Genomic DNA, 25,024 nt, shown 5'->3' with positions numbered 1-25,024 from the left:
GCTTGCCAGCAGGCCCCGCCGGGGCCGGGAATCCTTACTACGTCCAGTAGAATGTCCGGGTGCGCAATACCGAACCCTGCCTGAGCATCGAGGGGCTGATCAAGGACGTCGGCCCCGTGTCGGCCCAGGACGGAAAGATGGTGCGGGTGCTCGACGGCGTCGATCTGGCTGCCCGCCGGGGAGAGGTCACGGCGCTGCTGGGTGCCAACGGCGCCGGCAAGACGACCACGCTGGAATGCGCCCAGGGCCTGCAGCCCATCAACGGAGGCAGTGTCAAACTGCTGGGCCAGGATCCGTTCCGTGCCGGCGCGGCACTCCGCAGCCGGGTGGGGGTCATGCTCCAGGAAGGCGGACTGCCGCCGGCCGCCCGGCCCGTTCCGCTGCTGCGCCACATCGCCGGGATGTACCGGGATCCGCGGCCGGTCGGCGAACTCGTCGAACGGCTCGGCATCGACGGCTTCGCCAGGAACACCATCCGCCGCCTGTCCGGCGGCCAGAAACAGCGGGTGGCGCTGGCCGCCGCGCTGGTCGGCAATCCGGAGGTCCTGTTCCTGGATGAGCCGAGCGCCGGCCTGGATCCCCAGTCCCGCCATATCGTCTTCGAGTTGATCCACGAACTGCGTTCCGAAGGCCTGGGCATCATCCTCACCACCCACCTGCTGGACGATGCGCAGAAACTGGCGGACAGCGTGTTCATCATCGACGGCGGCAAGACGGTCGCCAGCGGCACCGTTGCCGAGCTGACTGCCTCCGGCGCCGGCGAATCCGACAGCCGCGTTTTCACCTTCGAAGCCGCCGGCAATCTGCCGCTGCCGGCGGACCAGTGGCCCCACCTGTCCGTCCTGCAACCTGTACCGGGCCGCTATGTGTTTACCGGCGCCATCACGCCGGCGGACCTGGCCGCGGTGGCCGCGTGGTGGGCGGCCAACGACATCATGCCCCATGCCGTCCACATGGCGCCGCGCTCCCTGGAGGACGTGTTCCTGGACCTATCCGGAAGGAGCATCCGATGAGCGCCCCCGCGTCCCTGGGCCGCCGCATCATGCTGCAGGGCAGCTATGAGGCGCTGACCATGCTGCGGAACGGCGAGCAGCTGGTGCTGGCCATCGCACTTCCGCTGATGGCACTGGTCGGCATGGTCGTCACACCGCTGCTGGACGGCTATGGTGCGGCCCGCATCGACGTCGCCGCCCCCGGGATCCTGGCCCTGTGCGCCATGTCGACCGCCTTTACCGGACAGGGCATCGCCACCGGTTTCGACCGCCGCTACGGCGTCCTGCGGTTCCTGTCGACCACCCCGCTGGGCCGGGCCGGCCTGATCCTCGGCAAGGGCCTCGCCGTCCTCAGCGTCCTGGCCATCCAGGTCGTGGTAATCAGCGCCGTCGCATTGTTCCTGGGCTGGGCCCCCTCCCCCGCAGGTATCCCGCTGGCCATCCTGCAGCTGGTGCTGGGGGCGGCAGCGTTCACCGCGCTCGGACTGCTGGTCGCCGGAACAGTGCGACCGGAAGCCACCCTGGCCATCACCAACCTGTTGTGGATCCTGCTGGCCGCCGTCGGCGGCATCATCATCCCGGCAACCAACCTGCCGGCAGAGTTCCACCCGTACGTGGAGATCCTGCCCTCCGCTGCCTTGGGGGACGCGCTGCGCGGAGCCCTCATCCATGCGGACTTCAACCCCGCAGCGCACATCATCCTGCTGGTGTGGGCAGTCCTGGCCAGCCTGGCCGCCATCCGATGGTTCAAGTGGAGCTAGTACCGTGACCGTTTCCCCCGCCAATACCCTCACCGAAAAACTACCGCGGTCCATCACGCCGGCCGTCCGCGGCCTGGCCATCGCTTCGCTGGTGTCCCAGATCCTGATCGTCGTCACCGGCGGCGCGGTGCGGCTCACCGCCTCGGGCCTCGGCTGCCCGACGTGGCCGCGCTGCACGCCGGATTCCCTGGTCAACACGCCGGAAATGGGCATCCACGGCGTGATCGAATTCGGCAACCGCTCACTCACCTTCGTCCTGACCCTGATCGCGTTCGCCATGCTCATCTCGCTCTGGAACCTGCGCCGGGAACGGCGGGACCTGTGGTGGCTGGCCTTGGGCCTGCTCGCCGGCATTCCGGCGCAGGCAGTCATCGGCGGCATCACGGTCCTGACGCAGCTCAACCCCTGGGTGGTCGGCTGGCACTTCATCGTCTCCATGGCCCTGATCCTGCTGGCCACGTTGCTGGTCAACCGGGTCCGGCTGACGACAGCCGAAAGCCGCGTCCGCATAGCTGGGTCAGCGTCGAAAACCATGCGCCAGCTGCTGGTGGCGATCGCAGCCACGGCGGGTGCCGCCGTCGTGCTTGGCGTAGTGGTGACCGGCTCCGGTCCGCATGCCGGCGACCACGGTGCGGCACGCAACGGGCTGGATCCCGATCTGGTCACCCGGCTCCATGCAGCCCCGGTCTACCTGCTGGTCGCCGCCACGGCCCTCGCCCTGGTGCTGGCCTACCGACGGACCACAGACCGCCGGCTTCGTACCCCGCTGGTGCTGCTGGCCGTGATCGTGCTGGCACAAGGCGGCATCGGCTACCTGCAGCACTTCACCGGACTGCCGGTCCTCCTCGTGGCGCTGCACATGCTCGGTGCCTCGCTGCTCACCGCGGCTGTCACGCACGCGGTCTACGCCGGCTTCACCCGCCAGCCGCTGCCGGCGTCCCGCTGACCTCAGCCCTTTTCCTCGCCGGCTCGCCCCTCCCCCGCTGGCTCAGCAGCTCAGGCACGAATCGAGGCTCAGACGTGCGCGTGCTGCGGAGTCAGGCTAGGGCTTCTGGTTGACTCAGTCCCAAACGCCCGAATGCGGACCCAAGCGGGCGCCTGCTGCGGAGCCCACACGGCGCGGAGGCCGCTAGGCTGCGCCGCTTGCCGCCTCCAAGTCGTCCACCAGCCGCGCCAGGTCGCGCTGCTCACTGCCGGGAACCGGCAGCAGCGGGAGCCTGGGATCGCCGGCGTCGATTCCGCACGCCCGGGCGAGCGAGTGCAGGCCACTGAGCTTGCGCAGGTCCGCCAGTGCCCACAGGACCGGCAGCAGCTCGTTCTTGGCGGCTTCGATGTCGGCCTTCACCCCGGACAGCACGGCCCGGCGCAGCCGCAGGTAGGGCTGCGGGAGCAGTGCGGCGGGGCCGGAATGCCAGGCGTCGGCGGCGAATTCGTCCTCCGCGATCCGCAGGTCGCCGCTGAGTCCGTAGGAGAACCCGTCCGGAACCAAGTCCTTCAGCGCCCGGCAGCGCAGCGCGAAGATGTCCGGTCCGGCTGCCGCGTCCTTGAACGCGGTGACATTGGGCAGCTGGGCCAGCTCCGCCACGAGTTCGAGGGGGAATTCGAAGCGGGTAGTGCCCGGGTTGTTGTACAGGCAGATGGGCAGATCGGTCGCTGCGGCAACGGTCCTGGTCTGGGCTGCGACTTCCCCGGCGCTCAGCGGGATGTAGGACACCGCGGAGAGCACCAGCCCGCGCGCCCCGGCGGCTGCCGCGTCCGCCGCATGCTGGAGGATCTCCCGGGTGCCGACGGCGCTGACGCCGGCGTTCACCGGAAGGTCCGCGTCCGCCTCGGCCGCTGCCTCCACGGCGTGGCGGACAACGTCGGCCCGCTCCTGCCGGTCCAGGTAGGCGAAGCTGCCGGAGGAGCCGAGCACGGTGATGGCGTCCACCCCGGAGACTGCCAGCGCGGCGATGTGCCGGCGCAGCTCGGAGAAATTGACGGCTCCGTCCGCGCGGAAGGGCGTAATGGGATAGGCGACCATACCGTTGAAGACCATGGCCTAAGCCTACAGATCAGCGCCCGGACTAGCCGAGGACGGGTCCTCCGACGAACGGATCGACGGCCAAGGCCAGGAAGAGCAGCGTCAGGTAGCTGATGGAGCCGTGGAAAACCTTCATGGCTTCCTTGTTCGTGTAAGTACCGGCCTGCGCACTGCGGTGCAGCTTGTGGGACTCCCGGACGAACCAGGCGCCGCTGACCAGAGCACCGAGGGTGTAGACCCAGCCGGCACCGCCGACCGGCACCAGCAGCAGGGTGCAGGCGAGCGTCGCCCATGCATACAGCACAACCTGGACCGACACGACCTTGGCACCGGCGATCGCACCCAGCATCGGCACGTTGGCATTGTTGTAGTCATCGCTGTACTTCATGGACAGCGGCCAGTAGTGCGGCGGCGTCCAGAGGAAGACGATCATGAAGAGGATGATGGCGGGCCATTCGACCTTGTTGGTGACGGCCGCCCAGGCGATCAGGACCGGGAAACAGCCCGCCGCGCCGCCCCAGACGATGTTCTGGGCGGTGCGCCGCTTGAGGACAAGAGTGTAGATGACCACATAGAAGAAGATGGCAGCGACGCCCAGCCAGGCGGCGAGCGGATTGGCTCCGAACCAGAGGATGGCAATGGCGGCGGCGCCCAGGAGCCAGGCGAAGACCAGCGCCTCCCGCGGTGTCACCTCGCCGGTGACCAGCGGACGGTTCTGGGTCCGCTGCATGAGCTTGTCCATGTCCCGGTCGATGTAGCAGTTGAATGCGCCCGCGCTGCCCGCGGCGAACGCACCGCCGACCAGCGTGGCCAGGATCAGGCCGATGTGGGGGAACCCTTGCTGGGCGAAGATCATGGTGGGCAGGGTATTGACCAGCAGCAGTTCGATGACGCGGGGCTTGGTCAGGGCGATGTAGGCCTTGACCTTCCGCCCGATCCCCAGCGGTTCCCGCGCGGGTGCGGTCTTCAACACGGCATCATGGGTATTCACTAAGCTGTCACTCTGTTCTGTCCTCGTTCTGCCCTGTTCCTGTCCCGTACCAAATCCGGGAACCGGCAGCCGGCTGTCCGGCAGAGGCCGCAGGAGGTTATTGTCCAGGCAGCCGGATGCGGACCGAATCCGGCCCTGGAAGAGTTCTGAAAGTTCGTCCGGCGGGAAAAGTCCGCCTTCATCATACCCTCTATCGTTCGTAGAACTCGAAGCCGCGCCAGTGGCGGCCCCGCCGCCGCCGACACGTCCATTTCAAAGATTCTTCCCGGGATAACCCCTGATCCGGGCCGGAAACGATAAGGTGGAACGGAGCCGGCGCCGGCTGGATCGTCCGATGCCTCTCGGTTCGGGAATCCTGCGGATGTGCTGTTCGGTGTTTGATCGAACGGCCGTCCGGGCGCGCGGGCTGACAATCTTTAGACGGATGTTTTCAACGGTGAACGGCCTGCCGGCCTCTGCCCTTGCTGGCAGTGCCCGGCAGCTACGGCGCCGCGGCGCCAGCCGTTCCAAAAGAGAGGGGCCCGGTTTCGTGCCACATGTGGAAGAGCTAGAACTGTCTTGGACTGAGTTGGACCGGCGCGCCGTGGACACGATCCGTGTCCTCGCCGCGGACGCGGTGGAGAAGGTCGGCAACGGCCACCCGGGCACTGCCATGAGCCTGGCGCCCGCAGCGTACCTCCTCTTCCAGAAGCTGATGCGCCATGATCCGTCGGATCCGCAGTGGGTGGGCCGCGACCGCTTCATCCTCTCCCCCGGCCACACCTCCCTGACGCTGTACCTGCAGCTGTTCTTCTCCGGCTACGGCCTGGAGCTGTCCGATATCGAGTCACTGCGCACCTGGGGCTCGCTGACGCCGGGCCATCCCGAGTACAAGCACACGGCCGGCGTCGAAATCACCACCGGCCCGCTGGGCCAGGGCCTCGCGTCTTCGGTGGGATTCGCCTATGCGCAGCGCCGCACGCGCGCCATGTACGACGCCGATGCTCCCGCCGGCGAAAGCCCGTTCGACCACACCATCTGGGTCATCGCCTCCGACGGCGACCTGCAGGAGGGTGTGACGTCCGAGGCGTCGTCGCTGGCCGGCCACCAGCAGCTGGGCAACCTCGTCGTTCTCTACGACGAGAACCACATTTCCATCGAGGATGACACGGACATCTCCTTCACCGAGGATGTCCTCAAGCGGTACGAAGCCTACGGCTGGCACGTCCAGCGCGTGGACTGGACCAAGACGGGCGAGTATGTCGAAGACGTCGCCGAACTCTACAACGCGCTGGTCGCGGCGAAGCAGGAAACCACCAAGCCGTCCATCATCTCGCTGCGGACCATCATCGGCTGGCCGGCGCCGAACAAGCAGAACACCGGCAAGATCCACGGTTCGGCCCTGGGCTCGGCGGAAGTCGCAGCGCTGAAGGAAGCGCTGGGCTTCGACCCGGAAAGCTCCTTCGAGGTCGACCAGGAGGTGCTGGACCACGCCCGCCAGGTCGTTTCCCGCGGCAAGGAAGCCCGCTCCGAGTGGGACAGTGCCTACAGCGCCTGGCGCGAAGCCAATCCCGAGGCGGCCGCGCTGCTGGACCGCGTCGAGAAGTACGAGCTGCCCGACGGCTGGGATGCGGCGTTGCCCGTCTTCGAGGCAGGCAAGGACGTCTCCACCCGCGCGGCCTCCGGCAAGGTCCTCAACGCGATCGGACCGGCCCTGCCTGAGCTCTGGGGCGGCTCGGCCGACCTCGCCGAGTCGAACAATACGACCATCGAAGGGGCGCCGTCCTTCATCCCGGAGGCCCGCCAGACCAAGATGTGGAGCGGCGGCCCGCACGGCCGCGTGCTGCACTTCGGCATCCGCGAGCACGCGGCCGCCTCGATCGTCAACGGCATCGTGCTGTCCTCGAAGACCCGCGCCTTCTCCGGCACCTTCCTGATCTTCAGCGACTACCAGCGCCCGGCCATCCGGCTCGGTGCCCTGATGGGCGTGCCCTCCATCTACGTCTGGACGCACGACTCGATCGGCCTGGGCGAGGACGGACCGACGCACCAGCCGGTGGAGCAGCTGGCGAGCCTGCGTGCGATCCCGGGTCTCGACGTCGTCCGCCCCGCGGACGCCAACGAAGTGGCCTACGCTTGGAAGACGGTCCTGGAGAACCACCAGAACCCGGCCGGAATCGTGCTGACCCGCCAGGGTGTTCCCACCTACGCGCGCGGCGAGGGCGAGGCCAACGGTTCCGAATTCGCCTCCGCCGCCGGTGTCGCCAAGGGCGGCTACATCCTTGCCGAAGCCCAGGCCGACGGCCGGGACGCCGAACCCCAGGTCATCCTGGTGGCCACCGGCTCCGAGGTCCAGCTGGCCGTCGAGGCCCGCGAAACCCTGCAGGCCGAGGGCGTCGCCACCCGCGTGGTATCCATGCCGTGCGTCGAGTGGTTCGACAAGCAGGATGCGGCCTACCGCGAGAAGGTGCTGCCCTCCGCCGTCAAGGCGCGCGTCTCGGTCGAAGCCGGTATTGCACAAAGCTGGCACCGCTTCATAGGCGATGCCGGACGGTCCGTCTCCCTGGAACACTACGGCGCGTCCGCGGACTACAAGACCCTGTTCCGCGAGTTCGGCATCACCGAAGAGGCCGTCGTCGCCGCCGCCCGTGAATCCATTGCAGCCAACGCTTCCTAAGGAGTTCGACATGTCCAACACCAACACCCAGGCCCTGTCCGACGCCGGTGTCTCCATCTGGCTGGACGATCTGTCCCGCGAACGGATCACCACCGGCGATCTCAAGTCGCTCATCGAGGAAAAGAACGTGGTTGGCGTGACCACCAACCCGTCCATCTTCGCCGCCGCGCTGCAGCACGGCCCGTCCTACGCCACGCAGATCGAGGCCTTGGCCGAACGCGGCGCCACGGCGGAAGAGGCAGTCTTCGAGATCACCACGGATGACGTGCGGGAAGCCTGCGATCTGTTCTCCGGCATGTGCTCCTTCAGCAAGGGCGTCGACGGCCGCGTCTCCATCGAGGTGGATCCGCGCCTGGCGCGCGACACCGCCGGGACCATCGCGGAGGCCAAGAAGCTGCACGACGTCGTCGACCGCAGCAATGTGCACATCAAGATCCCCGCGACCGTCGAGGGGCTGGAGGCCATCACCGCAACACTCGCGGAGGGCATCAGCGTCAATGTCACGCTGATCTTCTCCCTGGAGCGCTACCGTGCCGTGATCAACGCCTTCATGTCCGGCCTGGAACAGGCCAAGGACAACGGCCACGACCTGACCAGGATCCACTCCGTCGCGTCCTTCTTCGTCTCCCGCGTGGACACCGAGATTGACAAGCGCCTGGATGCCATCGGCTCCGAGGAGGCTGCGTCGCTCAAGGGCCAGGCCGGCGTCGCCAACGCCCGGCTGGCATACCAGGTCTACGAAGAGCAGTTCGCGACCGAGCGCTGGCAGGTCCTCGCCGCGGCCGGGGCCAACGCCCAGCGTCCGCTGTGGGCATCGACCGGCGTCAAGAACCCGGATTACCCGGACACGCTCTACGTCACCGAACTGGTCGCGGCCAACGTGGTCAACACCATGCCGGAGAAGACGCTGGACGCCACCGCGGACCACGCCAAGATCACCGGTGACACGATCAGCGGAACCTACGATGAGGCCAACGACCTGCTGAACCGGATCGATGCCATGGGTATCTCCTACAACGAGGTCGTGACACTGCTGGAGAACGAAGGCGTCGATAAGTTCGTCGTCAGCTGGAACGAACTGCTGCAGACCGTGCAGTCCTCCCTGGATGCGGCCGCTGCGAAGGTGGAGGCCTAGAACCAGATGAGTTCACTGTCCTTCGAAGCTTCCGGCGCAGCCGGGGAAGCGATTGAACTGCAGGTCGGAAAGCTGGCGGCAGACCAGGTGGCTTCCCGGATCATGGCCAAGGACCACACGCTGTGGGGTCCGGACGCAGAAGCCGAATCCGCGATCCGGCTCGGATGGGTCGAGGCCGCGGACACGTCCCGCCCGCTGGTGCCGCAGATCCTCGAGCTCAGGGATGCCCTGGCCGCCGACGGTGTCACTCGCATCGTGCTGGCCGGCATGGGCGGCTCCTCCCTGGCGCCCGAGGTGATCACCAGGACGGCCGGCGTTGAGCTGACTGTCCTGGACAGCACCGACCCCGAGCAGGTGCGCAGCGCCCTGGCCGACCGCCTGCAGGAGTCTGCGCTGGTAGTTTCCTCCAAGTCCGGTTCGACGCTGGAGACCGACTCGCAGCGCAGGATCTTCGAGAAGACCTTCAGCGACGCCGGCATTGACGCGGCCAGCCGCATCATCGTGGTCACCGATCCCGGTTCTCCGCTCGATGCGGCGGCCCGCGAGGCCGGCTACCGTGCCGTCTTCAACGCCGATCCCAACGTCGGCGGGCGCTATTCGGCGCTGACCGCCTTCGGCCTGGTTCCCTCGGGCCTGGCCGGGGTGGATATCGAGCAGTTGCTCGAGGACGCGGCGGAAGCCGCTGAGCTGCTGGCCGAGGATGCCGATGACAACATTGGCCTGCAGCTGGGCGCGGCCCTGGGCGGCACGAGGCCGCTGCGGGACAAGATCGTGATCGTGGACGAGGGGTCCGGAATCGTCGGCTTTGCCGACTGGGCAGAACAGCTGATCGCCGAATCCACCGGAAAGCTGGGGACCGGTGTCCTGCCCGTCGTCGCCGGCGCCGGCGCCCCCGAGCTGACCTCCGGAGCCCGCGATGTGCTGGCGGTCCGGCTGGTGGCCGCCGACGCTGAGGTGGAGCTGGCGGAGAACCAGGTCGCCATCGGCGGCAGCCTCGGCAGCCAACTGCTGGTGTGGGAATTCGCCACCGCCGTGGCCGGACGCCTGCTGGGGATCAATCCCTTCGACCAACCGGATGTGGAGGCCGCCAAGGCAGCCGCCCGGGGCCTGCTGGACGCACGGCCGCAGCAGTCGCCTGCGGACTTTACGGACGGCGCCGTGGAGGTCCGCGCAACGGCCGGGCTCCTGAACGGTGCCGGCAGCCTGGCCGACGCGCTGCGGGCGCTGTTCGGACAGCTGTCCGACAACGGATATGTCAGCGTACAGGCCTACTTCGACCGCATCGCCTATGCGGAACTGGAGGAGGTCCGCGCACCGCTGGCGGCCCTGACCGGCCGCCCGGTGACCTTTGGCTGGGGTCCGCGCTTCCTGCACTCAACGGGGCAGTTCCACAAGGGCGGCCCCGCTGTCGGTGTCTACCTGCAGATCACCGCCGCCGCATCCGAGGACCTGCAGATCCCGGACCGCCCGTTCAGCTTCGGTGAGCTGATCTCGGCCCAGGCCGCGGGGGACGCGCAGGTGCTCAGCGACCACGGCCGTCCGGTACTCCGACTGCACCTGACCGACCGTGCAGCCGGCGTTGCACAGCTGCGGGACGTCATTTCGAACCTGGGCTAGTCCGCAGCCGGTCCACGGGCAGCAGCCCGTGGACCGGCCGGGACCAGCCCGACAACACCGAAGGTAGCCAATGCCAGATACTGAACCCAGGCGGCCCGCCAATCCCCTGCGGGATCCCCGGGACCGCCGGCTGAGCCGCATTGCCGGCCCGTCCTCCCTTGTCCTGTTCGGCGTGACCGGAGACCTGGCCCGGAAGAAACTCATGCCGGCCGTCTACGATCTGGCCAACCGCGGCCTGCTGCCGCCAAGCTTCGCCCTTGTCGGCTTTGCCCGGAGGGACTGGGAACGCCAGGACTTCGCAGCCGAGGTCAAGGCCAGTGTGCAGCAGTATGCGCGCACGCCATTCAGCGACGACGTCTGGGAACAGTTGCTGGACGGCATCCGCTTTGTCCAGGGCAATTTCGACGACGATGCCGCCTTCGAGCGGCTGAAGGAGACCCTCGAGGAACTTGACGAGCACCGGGGGACGCAGGGCAACCACGCCTTCTACCTCTCCATCCCGCCGAATTCCTTCGAAGTCGTGTGCCAGCAGCTCTCCAAGCACGGCCTGGCCCAGGCGGAGCTGGGCGATGAGGCGCCATCGGAGCGCCCGTCCAAATGGCGCCGGGTAGTGATTGAAAAGCCGTTTGGCCACGACCTCGAATCGGCCCGCGAGCTCAACGAGATCGTGGAATCGGTTTTCCCGCCGGATTCCGTGTTCCGCATCGACCACTATCTGGGCAAGGAAACCGTCCAGAACATCCTGGCCCTGCGGTTCGCCAACCAGCTGTTCGAACCGATCTGGAACGCGAACTACGTCGACCATGTCCAGATCACCATGGCGGAGGACATCGGCATTGGCGGCCGGGCAGGATATTACGACGGCGTCGGTGCCGCCCGCGACGTCATCCAGAACCACCTGCTGCAGCTGCTGGCCCTGACCGCCATGGAGGAACCCATCTCCTTCAATGCGGAGGACCTGCGGACGGAGAAGGAAAAGGTGCTCGCTGCGGTGAAGCTGCCAGAGGACCTGTCCACGCACTCCGCCCGGGGACAATACACCTCCGGTTGGCAGGGCGGGGAACAGGTCAAAGGCTTCCTCGACGAGGACGGCATCCCCGCCGATTCGACCACCGAAACCTATGCGGCCATCCGTCTGGACATTCACACGCGCCGCTGGAGCGGAGTGCCGTTCTATCTGCGCGCCGGCAAGCGCATGGGCCGGCGGGTGACGGAGATCGCCGTCGTCTTCAAACGCGCACCCAACCTGCTGTTTCGCGGCCACCGCGAGGAAGACTTCGGCCAGAATGCCGTCGTCATCCGGGTGCAGCCGGATGAAGGCGCCACCATACGTTTTGGTTCCAAGGTCCCGGGCACCCAGATGGAAGTCCGCGACGTAACCATGGACTTTGGCTATGGACATGCCTTCACCGAGTCCAGCCCGGAAGCCTACGAACGCCTCATCCTTGACGTGCTCCTCGGCGAACCGCCCCTGTTCCCACGGCATGCGGAAGTGGAGCTGTCCTGGAAGATCCTCGATCCGTTCGAGAAGTTCTGGGAGATGCAGGGCGGGCAGCCGCAGTCGTATGCCCCCGGCAGCTGGGGTCCCGCCGCTGGCGACGAGCTGCTGGCCCTCGACGGAAGAACCTGGAGACGCCCATGATCATTGATCTGCCCGATACCACCACCTCCAAGGTTTCCAAGGAGATCGTCGCCATCCGGGAGCAGGGCGGAGTCATCGCGCTCGGCCGCGTGCTCACCCTGGTGGTGCTGACCCGGCGTGGTTACGTCGAGGAAGCCATCAGTGCCGCCAATGAGGCCAGCCGCGAGCATCCGTGCCGGATCATCGTCCTGGCCGTGGGTTCCGCCGAGGAGCCGACGCGGCTGGACGCCCAGATCCGGGTAGGCGGCGACGCCGGTGCCTCCGAAGTCATCGTGCTCGAAGGCTTCGGCGAACTGGCCTCCGAGAGCGAATCGCTGGTGTCCGGACTGCTGCTGCCGGATGCCCCGATCGTCGCCTGGTGGCCCCACGGCGCACCCACGTCGGCTGCCACCACCCAGATCGGCCGGATAGCGCACCGCCGCATCACCGATTCCGCGAACGAGCCCGACCCCAGGACAGCCCTGCGGAACATTGGTTCCACCTATGCCGCCGGAGATACGGACCTGGCCTGGACACGCCTGACCAACTGGCGCATCCAGCTGGCAGCCGTGCTGGACCAAGTCGAGCCGGAACCGATCAGGCGCGTGACCGTGGAAGGCGCAAGCGACTCGCCCAGTACGCTGCTCATGGCGGCTTGGCTTCAGCTGGCTCTGCAGGCACCCATCGACATCATCGAGGATCCGGCCGGCACGGGCATGCGGCGGGTGGTGCTCGAGCGAAGCGGCGGCGACATCGAACTATTCCGTCCGAACCTGGGCATTGCGGTACTCACCCAGCCCGGCCAACCGGAACAGCGCATTTCCCTGCCCCGCCGCAGCCTGGAGGAATGCCTGGCCGAGGAACTGCGGCGGCTGGATCCGGACGACGTCTTCGGTGAAGTCATCACCCAGGGCCTGCCCGCCTGCTTGGCCCACGAGGAGGAACTCCCGGTATGACGTCGGCTCCGCGGGTCACCATCCACCCTGACTTTGATGTGCTGGCGGCGGCCACTGCGGCACGGCTCATCACCCGTCTGGCAGATATCCAGAGTGAGCGCGGAGAGGCGACCGTCGTGCTGACCGGCGGTAACGTGGGCACAGCCACGCTCAGGGCCGTGGCGGCTTCCCCTGCCTGCAGGGCGGTGGACTGGTCCAGGATCAACTTCTGGTGGGGCGATGAGCGGTTCGTGCCCGGCGGCCACGAGGAACGGAATGAACGCCAGGCCCGCCAGGCGCTGCTCACCCATATTCCCGTCGACCCCGGACGCGTACATCCTTTCGGGTCCGCGGATCAGTACGACGACGTCGATGCTGCCGCCGCGGCGTATGCCGACGAACTGCAGGCTGCGGCCCGGCAGGAGGCCGGCAGCTGGGAGGACACCCGGACGGCGTACCCCCTGCCGCGCTTTGATGTCCTGCTGCTGGGGGTCGGTTCCGACGCCCACATCGCTTCCCTGTTTCCGGAGATGGCCGGCATCCGGGCCAAGGGTCGGACAACCGTCGGGGTCCAGGCCGCGCCGAAGCCACCGCCCGAACGGCTTTCCCTAACTCTGGAAGCGATCAATTCCGCGGACGAAGTCTGGCTGTCAGTGGCCGGCAGCGACAAGGCCGGCGCCGTCGGCCTGGCGCTGGCCGGTGCCGGCCCCGTGCAGGTGCCGGCGGCGGGAGCACACGGACGGAAGAAAACGCTGTGGCTGCTCGACCATGACGCAGCAGCCAAGGTTCCCGGCGCCCTGATCCATACGGACTCGGCCGAGGCGGGCCGGTAACAGCCAGCTGCCTTTCTGCCCTGACTGCCAACGCGGCCCTACTGGCCGCGCCGTTTCCGCAGCCTGTCCAAGGCCTGGTCCAGCACCCATTGCGCCTGGGCCGGGTTCCGGCGCTCCTTGGCATATTCCAGGTGCGTCTTGTACGCCTCGTCCCGCCTCCCGGCGGGAGCAGCACCCTTGCTGCGGACCGCGGGACGCCCGCAGTGCCGGCACTCCCACTCGGCGGGGATCTCCTCTTCGGTCAGCTCGGCGAACACGGGGCGGGTTTCGTGTCCGCGGGCACACCAATAGGAAACCGGAACATGGCAGATCTCCGCCGGCTTCCGGCCGGACATGGCCTGCCAGCCGGGAACTGAACCGGCTGCGGCGGACCCGGCGCGGGCCGCCCTGAATGCATTGCTTGAATGAACCATGGGTCGCTCTCCGACGCAGCGAGCTGGAAACAGCTTCAGTCTACGCCGGGGAGCGACCCATTAACAGGCAGTTCCGGTGAATTCCCGCTGTCCGTCAGAAGTCAGCGGAAAAGCGGGTAACCAGCCCAAGTCCGATGATGACCAGACCCCAGGTGATGCCGAGGACAACCGTGAACCGGTTCAGGTTCCGTTCGGCAACGCCGGAAGAGCCGAGGGTGGAGGTCATGCCGCCTCCGAACATATCTGACAGACCGCCGCCGCGGCCCTTATGCAACAGGATCAGCAGGGTCAGCAGCAGGCTGGTGATTCCCAACAGGATCTGCAGAACGATTTCCAGAACTTCCACAATGGCCTTTCAGCTGTGCCGGTCACAAGGACCGGCGGGAATCAGTTGGTCAGCAGATGCTGCTCGAACCTGACAATGTTAGCAAACTCCGCCGCATCGAGGCTGGCACCGCCCACCAGGACGCCGTCGACGTCGCGTTCATTCAGGATTGCCGCGGCGTTGCCGGCCTTGACCGAACCGCCGTAGAGCAGGCGGACCTTGCCGGCGACGTCCTCATCGTAGAGCCGTACCAGTTCGGCCCGGATGGCGGCGCACATTTCCTGGGCGTCCTCCGGTCCGGCTACTTCGCCGGTGCCGATGGCCCAGACGGGTTCGTAGGCGATGACGAGTTCGGCGGCCTTGGCGGCATCGAGGCCCTCGAGACCGGCGCGGACCTGCGCCAGCGTGTGCTCAACGTGCTTGCCGGCCTGGCGGATGTCCAGGCCTTCGCCGACACAGAGCACCGGGGTCAGCCCGTGGCGGTAGGCAGCCTGCACCTTTTTGTTCAGGACCTCGTCCGTCTCCCCGTGGATGGTGCGGCGTTCGCTGTGCCCGACCAGCACGTAGCGGCAGCCCAGCTTGGCCAGGAACTGGCCGGAGATGTCTCCGGTATAGGCGCCGGAATCGTGTTCGGAGAGATCCTGGCCCCCGTAGGCGACGTCGAGGTTGTCCCCCGCCACCAGCGTCTGGACACCGCGCAGGTCCGTGAAGGGCGGGAACACTGCGACTTCAACCCGCTTGTAGTCGTGGTTGGCGTCGTCCAGTGTCCAGGCCAGCTTCTGCAGCAGGGTGATGCCCTGGACATGGTCCATGTTCATCTTCCAGTTGCCGGCAATCAGCGGCGTCCTGTCAAAGCTGCCGTTGGTTGAGGTAGTCATGAAGTCTCCAGTCAAAAGCTTTATTTCGTGGGGCCGGCCAGGCTTTCCTGCGGAACCGGTCCGGATAACGGGCGCGGCCCGCCGCCGAAGCAGCGGGCCGCACCGGAATTACTGGTCCAGGGCCGCCAGGCCGGGCAGGATCTTGCCTTCGAGGTACTCCAGGCTAGCTCCACCGCCGGTGGAGATATGCCCGAAGGCCTTGTCGTCGAAGCCAAGGCTGCGCACGGCAGCCGCCGAATCGCCGCCGCCGACCACGGTGAAGCCCTCGGATTCGGTCAATGCCTTGGCCACGGCACGGGTGCCGTTGGCGAAGGCATCGAATTCGAAGACGCCCATGGGGCCGTTCCAGAACACCGTGTTGGCCGAACGGATGTGCGTGGCGAAGGCTTCCGCCGACTGGGGCCCGATATCCAGGCCCAGTCCCTCGGCGCCGAATGCACCCGACTCGATCGCGTCAGCAGGCACGACCTCGTGCTCGGCATCAGCGGCGAACCGGGACGCCACCACGATGTCCGTGGGAAGCACGAATTCGCAGCCGAGCTCCTTGGCCTTGGACAGGTAGCCGCGGACGGTGTCCAACTGGTCCTTCTCCAGCAGGCTGGCCCCGACCTTGTGGCCCTGGGCCGCCAGGAAGGTAAAGACCATGCCGCCGCCGACCAGCAGGTAGTCGGCTTTGCCGAGCAGGTTGTCGATTACGGCGAGCTTGTCCGAGACCTTCGAGCCGCCGAGCACCACCACGTAGGGGCGCTGCGGAGCAGCTGTCAGCCGGCCCAGCACCTCGAGCTCGGTGCGGACCAGATCCCCCTGGTAGGCCGGAAGCTTCCGGGCCACGTCGTAGACGCTGGCGTGCTTGCGGTGCACCGCGCCGAAGGCATCGTCGACGTACGCACCGTTCTCGCCTGTCAGTGCCACGAGCTCGTCCGCAAAGGCGCCGCGCTCGGCGTCGTCCTTGCTCGTTTCCCTGGCGTCGAAGCGGACATTCTCCAGGACCAGCACGTCGCCGTCCTGCAGCTTGGCCGCCAGTTCGCGGGCGCTTTGCCCCACGGTGTCCGCTGCCAGCTGCACATTGAAGGAAGCCAGTTCCTTCAGGCGTTCGGCGGCGGGAACCAGCGAGTACTTCGGGTCCGGTTCGCCCTTGGGGCGTCCCAGGTGCGCCATGACGATGACGCGGGCGCCGGCGTCGCTCAATTTACTGATCACCGGCAGGGACGCGCGAACGCGTCCGTCATCGGTCACGGTGGTGCCGTCGAGCGGCACGTTCAGGTCCGAGCGGACCAGAACGTGCCGTCCGCGCACACCAGCGGCGAGCAGTTCGTCCAATGATGATTTAGCCACTGGCCGGATTCCGCTAGGAGAGCTTGGAAGCAACGAGTTCGGTCAGGTCAACCAGGCGGTTGGAGTAGCCCCACTCGTTGTCGTACCAGGAGACGACCTTGACCTGGTTGCCCATGGCCTTGGTCAGGCCGGAGTCGAAGATCGAGGAGTGCGGGTCCGTCACAATATCGGAGGAGACGATCGGGGCCTCGGTATAGGACAGGATGCCTTCCCACTTGCCCTCGGCGGCAGCGTTCTTGAACGCCTCGTTGACCTCTTCGGCGGTGACCTCGCGGCTCAGGGTCGCGGTCAGGTCGGTGGCGGAACCGGTGGGAACCGGAACGCGCACGGCGTAGCCGTCCAGCTTGCCCTTCAGCTCCGGCAGGACCAGGCCGATGGCCTTGGCGGCGCCGGTGGAGGTCGGCACCATGTTGATGCCTGCAGCGCGGGCGCGGCGCAGGTCCTTGTGCGGGCCGTCCTGCAGGTTCTGGTCTGCGGTGTAGGCGTGGATGGTGGTCATCAGACCACGCTCGATGCCGAAGCTGTCGTTCAGCACCTTGGCCAGCGGGCCGAGGCAGTTGGTGGTGCACGAGGCGTTGGAGATGATGTTGTGGGCTGCCGGATCGTACAGCTCGTCGTTCACGCCCATGACGATGGTGATGTCCTCATCCGATGCGGGAGCGGAGATCAGGACCTTCTTGGCACCGGCCTCGATGTGCTTCCTGGCATCCGCGGCCTTGGTGAAGAAGCCGGTGGACTCGACGACGATGTCCACGCCCAGCTCGGCCCAGGGAAGCTTCGCGGGATCGCGCTCGGCCAGGACCTTGATGATGTTTCCGCCCACGACAAGGTTTCCGTCCTTAACCTCCACGTCTTCGGCGAGGCGGCCGGTGATGCTGTCGTACTTCAGCAGGTGCGCCAGCGCTTCGGGGCTCGTCAGGTCGTTGACGGCAACAATCTCAAGGTCTGCACCCTGCTCCAGAGCGGCACGGAAGTAGTTACGGCCAATACGCCCGAATCCATTGATTCCAACACGTGTTGTCACTTGTTTATTGCTCCTTGATAGGCGTTGCTTAACTCAGGTTTAAGCGTCATTTCGGCCTTCGCAGGCCAACGGACATGCTGACAATGGAGATGCCGCTTACACCGCATCGTGCACTCAGCTTGGGTTGGTCCGGCTACGTCCGGCCGGGGCAGGCCCGGCCGGACGCCGTCCAAGGTTCATCTTACGCGCCGTGGCGCGCGATGAAGCGAAGGTTACTTCGCGAGGGTGATGAGTCCGGCACCGCTGGTGCGGGCGGCCTCGAAGCGGGCTGCAGCGTCGGCCCAGTTGACGATGTTCCAGAACGCCTTGACGTAGTCCGCCTTGACGTTGACGTAGTCCAGGTAGAAGGCGTGCTCCCACATGTCCAGCATCAGCACCGGGACGGTGCCGACCGGAATGTTGCCCTGCTGGTCGTAGAGCTGCTCGATGACCAGGTTCTTGCCCAGCGGCTCCCAGGCCAGCACGGCCCAGCCGGAGCCCTGCAGGGAGGTGGCCGCGGCGGTGAACTGGCCGCGGAAGGCATCGAAGCTGCCGAAGGCGTCATCGATCGCTGCGGCCAGCTCGCCCTCGGGCTTGTCGCCGCCGTCCGGGGAGAGGTTGTTCCAGAAGACCGAGTGGTTCGTGTGGCCGCCCAGGTGGAAGGCCAGGTCCTTGGACAGCTTGGGGATGTTGCCGAACTCGCCCTTGTCCCGGGCCTCGGCCATCTGCTCCAGCGCGGTGTTGGCGCCGGCCACGTACGTGGCGTGGTGCTTGGAGTGGTGCAGCTCCATGATCCGGGCCGAGATATGCGGCTCCAGGGCTGCGTAGTCGTAGTTCAATTCGGGCAGTACGTACTCGCTCACAAAATCCTCCATCAGTCGGATTGTTGTTCCGGGCGGCGGTTCCACCCGGAAACCTCTCTCTACCGGGCGTCCGGTTCAGGACACCACTGGCTCCATCCTATGCATGGGCCTATTCATCAAGCATTTCCGGCGTCACATTCGCCTCCGTGCCCGGGATGCCCAGTTCGGCAGCCCGCTTGTCCGCCATCGCCAGCAGCCGCCGGATACGCCCGGCAATCGCGTCCTTGGTCAAGGGCGGTTCCGCCATCCGGCCCAGCTCGTCCAGGCTGGCCTGTTTGTGCGCCACCCGCAGCTCGCCGGCGTAGCGCAGATGGTCGGGGACGTCGTCGCCCAGGATCTCCAGCGCACGGTCCACCCGTGCACCGGCGGCAACAGCGGCCTGGGCGGAGCGCCGGAGGTTGGCGTCGTCGAAATTGGCCAGGCGATTGGCCGTGGCGCGCACCTCCTTGCGCATGCGCCGCTCCTCCCACACCATCAGCGCGTCGTGGGCACCCATCCGGGTCAGCAGCGCTGCAATCGTGTCGCCATCGCGGATCACCACGCGGTCCACGCCGCGGACTTCACGGGCCTTGGCCGCGATGTCCAGCCGGCGTGCCGCCCCGACCAGCGCCAGGGCCGCTTCCGGGCCGGGGCAGGTCACCTCCAGCGACGACGAGCGGCCGGGTTCGGTAAGGGAGCCGTGCGCCAGGAAGGCGCCGCGCCAGACCGCTTCGGCATCGGCCGTGGAGCCGTTGACGACGACGGACGGCAATCCGCGTACAGGCCGGCCCCTGGCATCCAGCAGGCCGGTCTGGCGGGCCAGGGACTCCCCGTCCTTGACCACCCGCACGACGTAGCGGTTCCCGCGCCGCAGCCCGCCCCCGGAGACAATGATGATTTCGCTGCTGTGCCCGTAGACCTCGTTGATGGCGGCGCGGAGACGGCGCGCCGTAGATGCCAGGTCGACCTCGGCTTCGATCACGATCCGGCCGGAAATAATGTGCAGACCGCCGGCAAAGCGGAGCATCGCGGATACTTCCGCCTTGCGGACCGAGGATTTCCTGACTTCGAGGCGGGACAGCTCTTCTTTGACCGCTGCGGTCAGGGCCATGGGACCATTCCTAACTCTCCCCAAATATGTCGTGGTACGCCGTCGCCAGGCGCAGGGGATCGTGCACGGGCTTGCCTGTTGACGACCCTACTCTACCCAAGACCACGCGGGCCCCCATCTGTGATGCGGCAGCTTCGACCTCGCGGAGGTCGTCGACCACGGACGGATCGGCCAGCACGACGTCGACCCGGAATTCCGGGGCATAGCGGCGGATGACGTTCAGATGGTCCGCGGCGGTCATGCCCGGAGTTTCCTTGGTTTCATTACTCAGGTTCATGGTGATGCAGCGCCGGGCCGGAGTGCGGCACAGGGCCTCGCGCAGCTCCGGCAGGAGCAGGTGCGGCAGGACCGAGGTGTACCAGGAACCTGGGCCCAGGACCACCCAGTCCGCCAGTTCGATCGCCTCCAGCGCATCCTTGCAGGCCGGGGCGTCCTCGGGCACCAGCCGTACATTGCTGACGTGGCCGGTGCTGCCCAGCTGGGCCAGCCTGGCCTGCCCGTGGATGGTGTCCACCCGCAGCCGTTCACCGGATTCGACCAGCACGTCGCCTTCGATGGTCAGCGGGACGCTCGCCATCGGCAGCACCCGGCCGCGCGCACCCAGCAGGGCGCCGGCCCACTGCAGGCCCGCGACCGGGTCCCCCAGCAGCTCCCACAGCGTGACGATCAGCAGGTTGCCCAGGGCATGGTTGTCCAGGGATCCCTGGATGCCCTCACGCGATTTGAACCGGTGCTGCATGACATCCCGCCAGGTGCGGCCCCAGTCGGTGTCGTCGCACAGCGCCGCCAACGCCATGCGCAGGTCCCCGGGCGGGAGGACGCCCAGCTCGTGCCGCAGGCGGCCGGAGGAACCGCCGTCGTCCGCCACTGTGACGACGGCGGTCAGTTCGTTGGTGAGCAGGCGAAGGGCGGACAGCGAGGCCGAGAGGCCGTGGCCGCCGCCGAGTGCTACGACGGAGGCCGACGCTTCCGCGAGCGTCCCGTCGGCGCGCTTGACCGCGACCGCAGGAATGATGGGCAGGGATCCGGTGAGGACTGCCACTACTCGCGCCCCAGGTCCCGGTGCTGGACGGAGACGATGACGCGCGGCAACTGGGCCAGCCGCTTCGCCAGCTCCACGGTCACCGCCACGGAGCGGTGCTTGCCGCCCGTGCAGCCGACGGCGATGGTGGCATAGTGCTTGTTCTCCTGCCGGTACCCGTCCAGGACCGGTTCGAGGGCATGCACGTAGCGGTTGACGAACTCGGCCGCACCGGAATCCACCAGCACGAAGTCGCTGACGTCCCGGTCCAGTCCGGTGTGCGGCCGCAGCTGCGGCACCCAGTGCGGATTCGGGATGAACCGCACGTCGGCCACGTAGTTGGCGTCCATCGGCAGGCCGTACTTGAATCCGAAACTCATCACGTTCAGGCGCAGGACGATGGGGCCGGAATCGGAGAAGAGCTCGGTGATCGTCGTCGCCAGCGCATGCACGTTCATGGTCGAAGTGTCCACCACCAGATCGGCCGCGAGCTTGAGCTCCTTGAGCACTTCGCGCTCGGCTGTGATCCCGTCCGTGATCCGGCCGTCGTCCTGCAGCGGGTGGGGGCGGCGGCCCTGCTCGAAGCGGCGGATCAGCGTGTCGTCGCTGGCGTCGAGGAACAGCACCCGGTAGTTGACCCCGCTGGCTCCGAGTGCCTGCAGCGATTCGCGGATGTCGACGAACAGTGCTTTGCTGCGGACATCGACGACGACGGCGAGCTTCGGAATGGACTGCGGCATGCGTGCGACCAGCTCGGTCAGTGTGCTGAGCAGCTGCGGCGGCAGGTTCTCCACGACGTACCAGCCATGGTCCTCAAGCGCATGGGCGGCGGTGCTCCGCCCTGCCCCAGACATCCCGGTAACCACCAGCAGTTCGGATTCCTCTGGTTTGACCGGTGTCAGGCTGTGCGCCTCATTCATCTGCCAATCCCTGCCTGTCAATCGAAGTCCGCGTCGTTACTGCCTAGTTACCGATTAGTTATCGAGCCGTGCCTGTCCTAGCTTAGCCATGTTTCCGGACCACAGGCCAAGCGCTCCCGGCGGTTTGTTCCGCGGCCCGGAGCGGTGCCTGCGGTACCTATGGCTCAAGGATTTCGCCGGTAGTCATGTTCACCGCCGGCGCTGCGGCAGCACCTCCGTCGTCCTTGCCGGCCAGCTGACTGTGAACGGACGCCGCCAGGGCGGGCCCGATGCCCGGCACCTCCCGCAGTTGGTCCACCGACGCAGCGCGGAGTTTCTTGACCGAGCCGAAGTGCTTCAGCAGGGCCTTCCGTTTGGCTGGCCCCAGGCCGGCGACGTCATCAAGGACCGATGCCGTCATCGATTTGCCGCGCTTCTGCCGGTGGAAGGTAATGGCGAACCGGTGGGCCTCGTCGCGGATCCGCTGGAGCAGGAACAGCCCCTGCGAGGCCCGCGGCAGGATCACCGGGAAGTCGCTGTCGGGAACCCAGACCTCCTCGAGCCGCTTGGCGAGTCCGACGACGAAGACGTCCCGGATGCCGAGGTCCCCGAGGGCCCGGGCGGCCGCCGCCACCTGGGGCGGGCCGCCGTCGACCACGACGAGGTTGGGCGGATAGGCGAACTTCTTCTTTGGCGCGGGCGTGGTGGTGTCCGTCCGGATACCGGCCGGGCCGGTTTCGGTGACCGCGGATTCGGCGGCCTCGGTCTCGGACTCAGCGGCGGTGGCGTCCAGGTCGACCAGATAGTTCCGGAAGCGGCGGCTGATGACGTCGTACATGGCCGAAGTATCGTCCCGGGCGGCCTCCCCCGTGATGGCGAACTTGCGGTAGTCGGCCTTCTTCGGCAGCCCGTCTTCCACCACGACCATGGAAGCCACCACATTGGTGCCCTGCACATGGGAGATATCGAAGCATTCGATCCGCAGCAAGGCGACCGGCAGTTCCAGCGCCTCCTGCAGTTCCTTGAGGGCCGCGGAACGGGTGGTGATGTCTCCGGCCCGTCGGGTCTTGTGCAGCTTCAGGGCCTGTTCCGCGTTCTGTGCCACGGTCTGCAGCAGCGCTGCCTTGTCCCCGCGCTGGGGCACCCGGATCGTGACCCGCGCGCCGCGCAGGCCGCGCAGCCACTCGGCCAGCTGCTCACTGTTGCTGGGCATGGCCGGCACCAGGATTTCCCGCGGAATCCGGTTGCTGTCGGCATCCGAGTCGCCGTAGACCTGCTGGATCAGGTGCTCGACCAGCTCTTCGGTGCCCGTATCCTCGACCTTTTCCACGACCCAGCCCCGCTGGCCGCGGATCCGTCCGCCGCGCACGTGGAAGACCTGCACCGCGGCCTCGAGCTCGTCCTCCATGAGGGCGAAGACATCCGCGTCCGTATCCTCGCTCAGCACTACGGCATTGCGTTCAAAGACCTTGCGCAGGGCGGCGATATCGTCACGCAGCCGGGCGGCGGTCTCGTAGTCCAGTTCCGCGACGGCCGCGGCCATGTCACGCTCCAGCTTGGAGATGAACCGCTTGGCCTCCCCGTTCATGAAAGCGCAGAACTCCTCGGCCAGCGCGCGGTGATCCTCCTCCGAGATTCGGCCGACGCAGGGTGCGGAGCACTTGTCGATGTACCCCAGCAGGCACGGACGGCCGGTGCTCTGCGCCCGCTTGAAGACGCCGGCGGAACAGGACCGGATGGGGAACACCCGAAGCATCGTGTCCACCGTGTCGCGGATGGCCCACGCCTGGCTGTACGGGCCGAAGTAGCGCGTCCCCTTCCTCCGGTCCCCGCGCATGACCTGGACGCGCGGGACCTTCTCCCCCATCGTCACGGCCAGGTACGGGTAGGACTTGTCGTCGCGGAAGGCGATGTTGAAACGCGGATTGAATTCCTTGATCCACGTGTATTCCAGCTGCAGGGCCTCAAGTTCGCTGCCGACCATGGTCCACTCCACGCTCGCCGCGGTATGGACCATCGCATGGGTCTTGGGCAGCAGCGACTGCGGATTCGCGAAATAGGAGTTGAGCCTGGAGCGCAGGTTCTTGGCCTTGCCCACATAGATGACCCGCCCGTGCTCGTCCCGGAAGCGGTAGACACCGGGAGTGGTGGGGATCTCCCCGGTCCGCGGGCGGTAACTTGCTGGATTTGCCACTACAACATCCTACGTTCGCGGCTCACTCCACGGAGGGCGTTTTGTTGTAGCTCGCGGACCGCTCCTGCCCTGACAATTCCGCGATGGCGTCCATGACATTGTCCGTCACGGCGCGCCGCGCCGGAAGCGCATGCTCCGGGCCCAGCTTGTCGAAGTACAGCGGCGCACCGACGTTCATGGTGAAGTGCCTGGGTTTGATCCACTTCTTGTCCACGGGCTGCAGCTTTTCGGTGCCGATCAGGCCGACCGGAACAACCGGGGCTCCGGTGGTCAGGGCCAGCCAGCCCACCCCCGTCCGTCCCCGGTACAGCAGGCCGTCGCGGGACCGCGTCCCTTCCGGATAGATCCCGACGCCGCCGTCCTGCTCCAGAATGTCCAGCAGCGTCTTCAGCGCGGCCACGCTGGCGGCCTGCTGGCCGCGTTCGACCGGAATGGAGCCCACGCTGGTGAAGAACCAGCGCATGAGGGCGCCGTTAATGCCTTTGGTGTTGAAGTATTCGGCCTTGGCGAAGAAGGCGACGCTGCGGGGCATCAGGGCCTGGATGATCACGCTGTCCAGGAACGACAGGTGGTTCGACGCCACGATGATCGGTCCCTCCGGGGGGACGTGCTCCAGCCCGGTGACGGTGGGCCGGAAGGCGCCGGCCAGCAGGCCGCGGATGCTGGAGCGTGTCAGGTCATACACACCCATGGAGCGCCGCCTCCCTTCCGTCCAGGCTGAACCGCTGCCGGATTTCCAGCTCCAGCTCGCCGGCCGTATCGACGACGGCGGAGGCGCCGGCCGCCGCCAGCTCGCCGTCGGCGGCGAATCCCCAGCTGATCCCGATGCAGGGCACGCCGTTGGCGTGGGCGCCGTCAACATCGTGCCTCCGGTCCCCCACCATGACCGCAGACTCCGGCTCACGGTTCAGCCGCTGCAGTGCGCGGGCGATGATGGGCGTCTTGCCTTGCTGCAGCTGGTGCCGTTCCAGCCGTCCGCGCCCTGAAGCGCCGGGCACTTCCTGGTCCGGGGAACCGCAGACGGCGGCGAAGGCGCCTGACAATTCATGGAGGTCCAGCAGCTGTTCCGCCAGGCCCTGCGGCTTCTGGGTGGCGACGGCCAGTTCGAAGCCGCTGTCTCCAAGGGATTCGAGCACTCCGCGCATGCCGGGATAGACGCGGCTGCGGGACATGCCCTCCCGCCGGTACCAGCCCCGGTAGGCCCCGATGATCTCCGGCAGGTTTCCCGCATGGACACCGGGGACCGATGCCAGTCCCACCGCGAGGGGCGGCCCGACCATGCAGTCGAGCACCGCTTGACCGGGCACCGGCACACCGGTGGTCTCCAGGCCATGGCGGATGCCTTCGGTAATACCGCCGGCCGGGTCCACGAGGGTCCCGTCGAGATCGAAAAGCACCAGCGGCATTGAATTATTCACCGGGCAAGTTTCTCATGCTCC

General features: G+C 67.1%; 23 protein-coding genes. 9 read left to right on the top strand and 14 right to left on the bottom strand.

Going from position 1 to position 25,024, the window contains the following annotated elements:
- The first annotated feature begins 59 nt into the window (after nt 1-59).
- The 3 genes from AC5RWU_RS11970 to AC5RWU_RS11960 are packed head-to-tail and all read left to right on the top strand — an operon-like array spanning nt 60 to nt 2,699.
- A complete protein-coding gene (locus tag AC5RWU_RS11970) occupies nt 60-1,013 on the top strand; it encodes an ABC transporter ATP-binding protein (protein ID WP_494031157.1) in 954 nt (317 codons plus the stop codon).
- On the top strand, nt 1,010-1,753 hold the full coding sequence (locus AC5RWU_RS11965) for an ABC transporter permease (RefSeq protein WP_494031158.1): 744 nt from the start codon (nt 1,010-1,012) through the stop codon (nt 1,751-1,753). Before AC5RWU_RS11970 ends, AC5RWU_RS11965 begins: the two co-directional genes overlap by 4 nt.
- A gap of 4 nt (nt 1,754-1,757) precedes the next feature.
- Complete coding sequence (locus tag AC5RWU_RS11960) at nt 1,758-2,699, top strand: COX15/CtaA family protein (protein WP_494031159.1); 942 nt, start codon at nt 1,758-1,760, stop codon at nt 2,697-2,699.
- Nucleotides 2,700-2,882: 183 nt separating this feature from the next.
- On the opposite strand, the gene AC5RWU_RS11955 is transcribed toward AC5RWU_RS11960, so the two are convergent.
- Together AC5RWU_RS11955 and AC5RWU_RS11950 are read right to left on the bottom strand one after the other, a co-directional pair.
- Nucleotides 2,883-3,791, bottom strand: a complete 909-nt coding sequence (locus tag AC5RWU_RS11955; protein ID WP_494031160.1) for a dihydrodipicolinate synthase family protein — start codon at nt 3,789-3,791, stop codon at nt 2,883-2,885.
- A 28-nt stretch (nt 3,792-3,819) separates the two neighbouring features.
- Nucleotides 3,820-4,749 carry a heme o synthase gene (locus AC5RWU_RS11950; RefSeq protein ID WP_494037006.1) on the bottom strand — a complete coding sequence of 310 codons (930 nt, stop codon included), beginning with the start codon at nt 4,747-4,749 and terminating at the stop codon, nt 3,820-3,822.
- Nucleotides 4,750-5,305: 556 nt separating this feature from the next.
- On the opposite strand from AC5RWU_RS11950, the gene tkt reads away from it, so the two are divergent.
- The 6 genes from tkt to pgl all read left to right on the top strand — a co-directional run bounded on the left by tkt (nt 5,306) and on the right by pgl (nt 13,564).
- A complete protein-coding gene (tkt, locus tag AC5RWU_RS11945) occupies nt 5,306-7,423 on the top strand; it encodes a transketolase (RefSeq protein WP_494031162.1) in 2,118 nt (705 codons plus the stop codon).
- 10 nt (nt 7,424-7,433) lie between these two features.
- Nucleotides 7,434-8,558, top strand: coding sequence for a transaldolase (gene tal / locus AC5RWU_RS11940; protein ID WP_494031163.1), 1,125 nt, complete (start codon nt 7,434-7,436; stop codon nt 8,556-8,558).
- Between the two features lie 6 nt (nt 8,559-8,564).
- Nucleotides 8,565-10,175, top strand: a complete 1,611-nt coding sequence (locus tag AC5RWU_RS11935) for a phosphoglucose isomerase-related protein (protein ID WP_494031164.1) — start codon at nt 8,565-8,567, stop codon at nt 10,173-10,175.
- A gap of 70 nt (nt 10,176-10,245) precedes the next feature.
- Nucleotides 10,246-11,817, top strand: a complete 1,572-nt coding sequence (zwf, locus tag AC5RWU_RS11930; protein WP_494031165.1) for a glucose-6-phosphate dehydrogenase — start codon at nt 10,246-10,248, stop codon at nt 11,815-11,817.
- Entirely contained in the window at nt 11,814-12,752 is a 939-nt protein-coding gene (locus AC5RWU_RS11925) for a glucose-6-phosphate dehydrogenase assembly protein OpcA (RefSeq protein ID WP_494031166.1), read from the top strand. Before zwf ends, AC5RWU_RS11925 begins: the two co-directional genes overlap by 4 nt.
- Complete coding sequence (gene pgl, locus AC5RWU_RS11920; RefSeq protein ID WP_494031167.1) at nt 12,749-13,564, top strand: 6-phosphogluconolactonase; 816 nt, start codon at nt 12,749-12,751, stop codon at nt 13,562-13,564. Before AC5RWU_RS11925 ends, pgl begins: the two co-directional genes overlap by 4 nt.
- Nucleotides 13,565-13,602: 38 nt before the next feature.
- Here the strand turns inward: pgl and AC5RWU_RS11915 are convergent, their stop codons facing one another.
- The 12 genes from AC5RWU_RS11915 to AC5RWU_RS11860 all read right to left on the bottom strand — a co-directional run bounded on the left by AC5RWU_RS11915 (nt 13,603) and on the right by AC5RWU_RS11860 (nt 25,003).
- Entirely contained in the window at nt 13,603-13,977 is a 375-nt protein-coding gene (locus tag AC5RWU_RS11915) for an RNA polymerase-binding protein RbpA (protein WP_494031168.1), read from the bottom strand.
- A gap of 94 nt (nt 13,978-14,071) precedes the next feature.
- Entirely contained in the window at nt 14,072-14,323 is a 252-nt protein-coding gene (gene secG / locus AC5RWU_RS11910) for a preprotein translocase subunit SecG (protein WP_494031169.1), read from the bottom strand.
- A gap of 41 nt (nt 14,324-14,364) precedes the next feature.
- Complete coding sequence (gene tpiA / locus AC5RWU_RS11905; RefSeq protein WP_494031170.1) at nt 14,365-15,180, bottom strand: triose-phosphate isomerase; 816 nt, start codon at nt 15,178-15,180, stop codon at nt 14,365-14,367.
- Between the two features lie 108 nt (nt 15,181-15,288).
- Nucleotides 15,289-16,515 carry a phosphoglycerate kinase gene (locus AC5RWU_RS11900; RefSeq protein WP_494031171.1) on the bottom strand — a complete coding sequence of 409 codons (1,227 nt, stop codon included), beginning with the start codon at nt 16,513-16,515 and terminating at the stop codon, nt 15,289-15,291.
- Nucleotides 16,516-16,528: 13 nt separating this feature from the next.
- A complete protein-coding gene (gene gap / locus AC5RWU_RS11895; RefSeq protein ID WP_494031172.1) occupies nt 16,529-17,539 on the bottom strand; it encodes a type I glyceraldehyde-3-phosphate dehydrogenase in 1,011 nt (336 codons plus the stop codon).
- A gap of 212 nt (nt 17,540-17,751) precedes the next feature.
- Nucleotides 17,752-18,381 carry a superoxide dismutase gene (locus AC5RWU_RS11890; RefSeq protein WP_494031173.1) on the bottom strand — a complete coding sequence of 210 codons (630 nt, stop codon included), beginning with the start codon at nt 18,379-18,381 and terminating at the stop codon, nt 17,752-17,754.
- Nucleotides 18,382-18,490: 109 nt separating this feature from the next.
- On the bottom strand, nt 18,491-19,471 hold the full coding sequence (gene whiA, locus AC5RWU_RS11885) for a DNA-binding protein WhiA (protein WP_494031174.1): 981 nt from the start codon (nt 19,469-19,471) through the stop codon (nt 18,491-18,493).
- Between the two features lie 10 nt (nt 19,472-19,481).
- Nucleotides 19,482-20,513: a gluconeogenesis factor YvcK family protein gene (locus AC5RWU_RS11880; RefSeq protein ID WP_494031175.1), complete on the bottom strand. Its 1,032-nt coding sequence runs from the start codon at nt 20,511-20,513 to the stop codon at nt 19,482-19,484.
- A complete protein-coding gene (gene rapZ, locus AC5RWU_RS11875; protein ID WP_494031176.1) occupies nt 20,513-21,412 on the bottom strand; it encodes an RNase adapter RapZ in 900 nt (299 codons plus the stop codon). Before rapZ ends, AC5RWU_RS11880 begins: the two co-directional genes overlap by 1 nt.
- Nucleotides 21,413-21,569: 157 nt before the next feature.
- Nucleotides 21,570-23,585 carry an excinuclease ABC subunit UvrC gene (uvrC, locus tag AC5RWU_RS11870; protein ID WP_494031177.1) on the bottom strand — a complete coding sequence of 672 codons (2,016 nt, stop codon included), beginning with the start codon at nt 23,583-23,585 and terminating at the stop codon, nt 21,570-21,572.
- Between the two features lie 22 nt (nt 23,586-23,607).
- Nucleotides 23,608-24,276 carry a lysophospholipid acyltransferase family protein gene (locus tag AC5RWU_RS11865; protein WP_494031178.1) on the bottom strand — a complete coding sequence of 223 codons (669 nt, stop codon included), beginning with the start codon at nt 24,274-24,276 and terminating at the stop codon, nt 23,608-23,610.
- Nucleotides 24,263-25,003, bottom strand: a complete 741-nt coding sequence (locus AC5RWU_RS11860) for an HAD hydrolase-like protein (protein ID WP_494031179.1) — start codon at nt 25,001-25,003, stop codon at nt 24,263-24,265. Before AC5RWU_RS11860 ends, AC5RWU_RS11865 begins: the two co-directional genes overlap by 14 nt.
- Nucleotides 25,004-25,024: the final 21 nt, after the last annotated feature.

Source organism: Arthrobacter sp. B0427-1-12 (assembly GCF_059092905.1).
The sequence above is the reverse complement of the archived record's forward strand: the minus strand, read 5'-3'. Positions and strand labels throughout refer to the sequence as shown.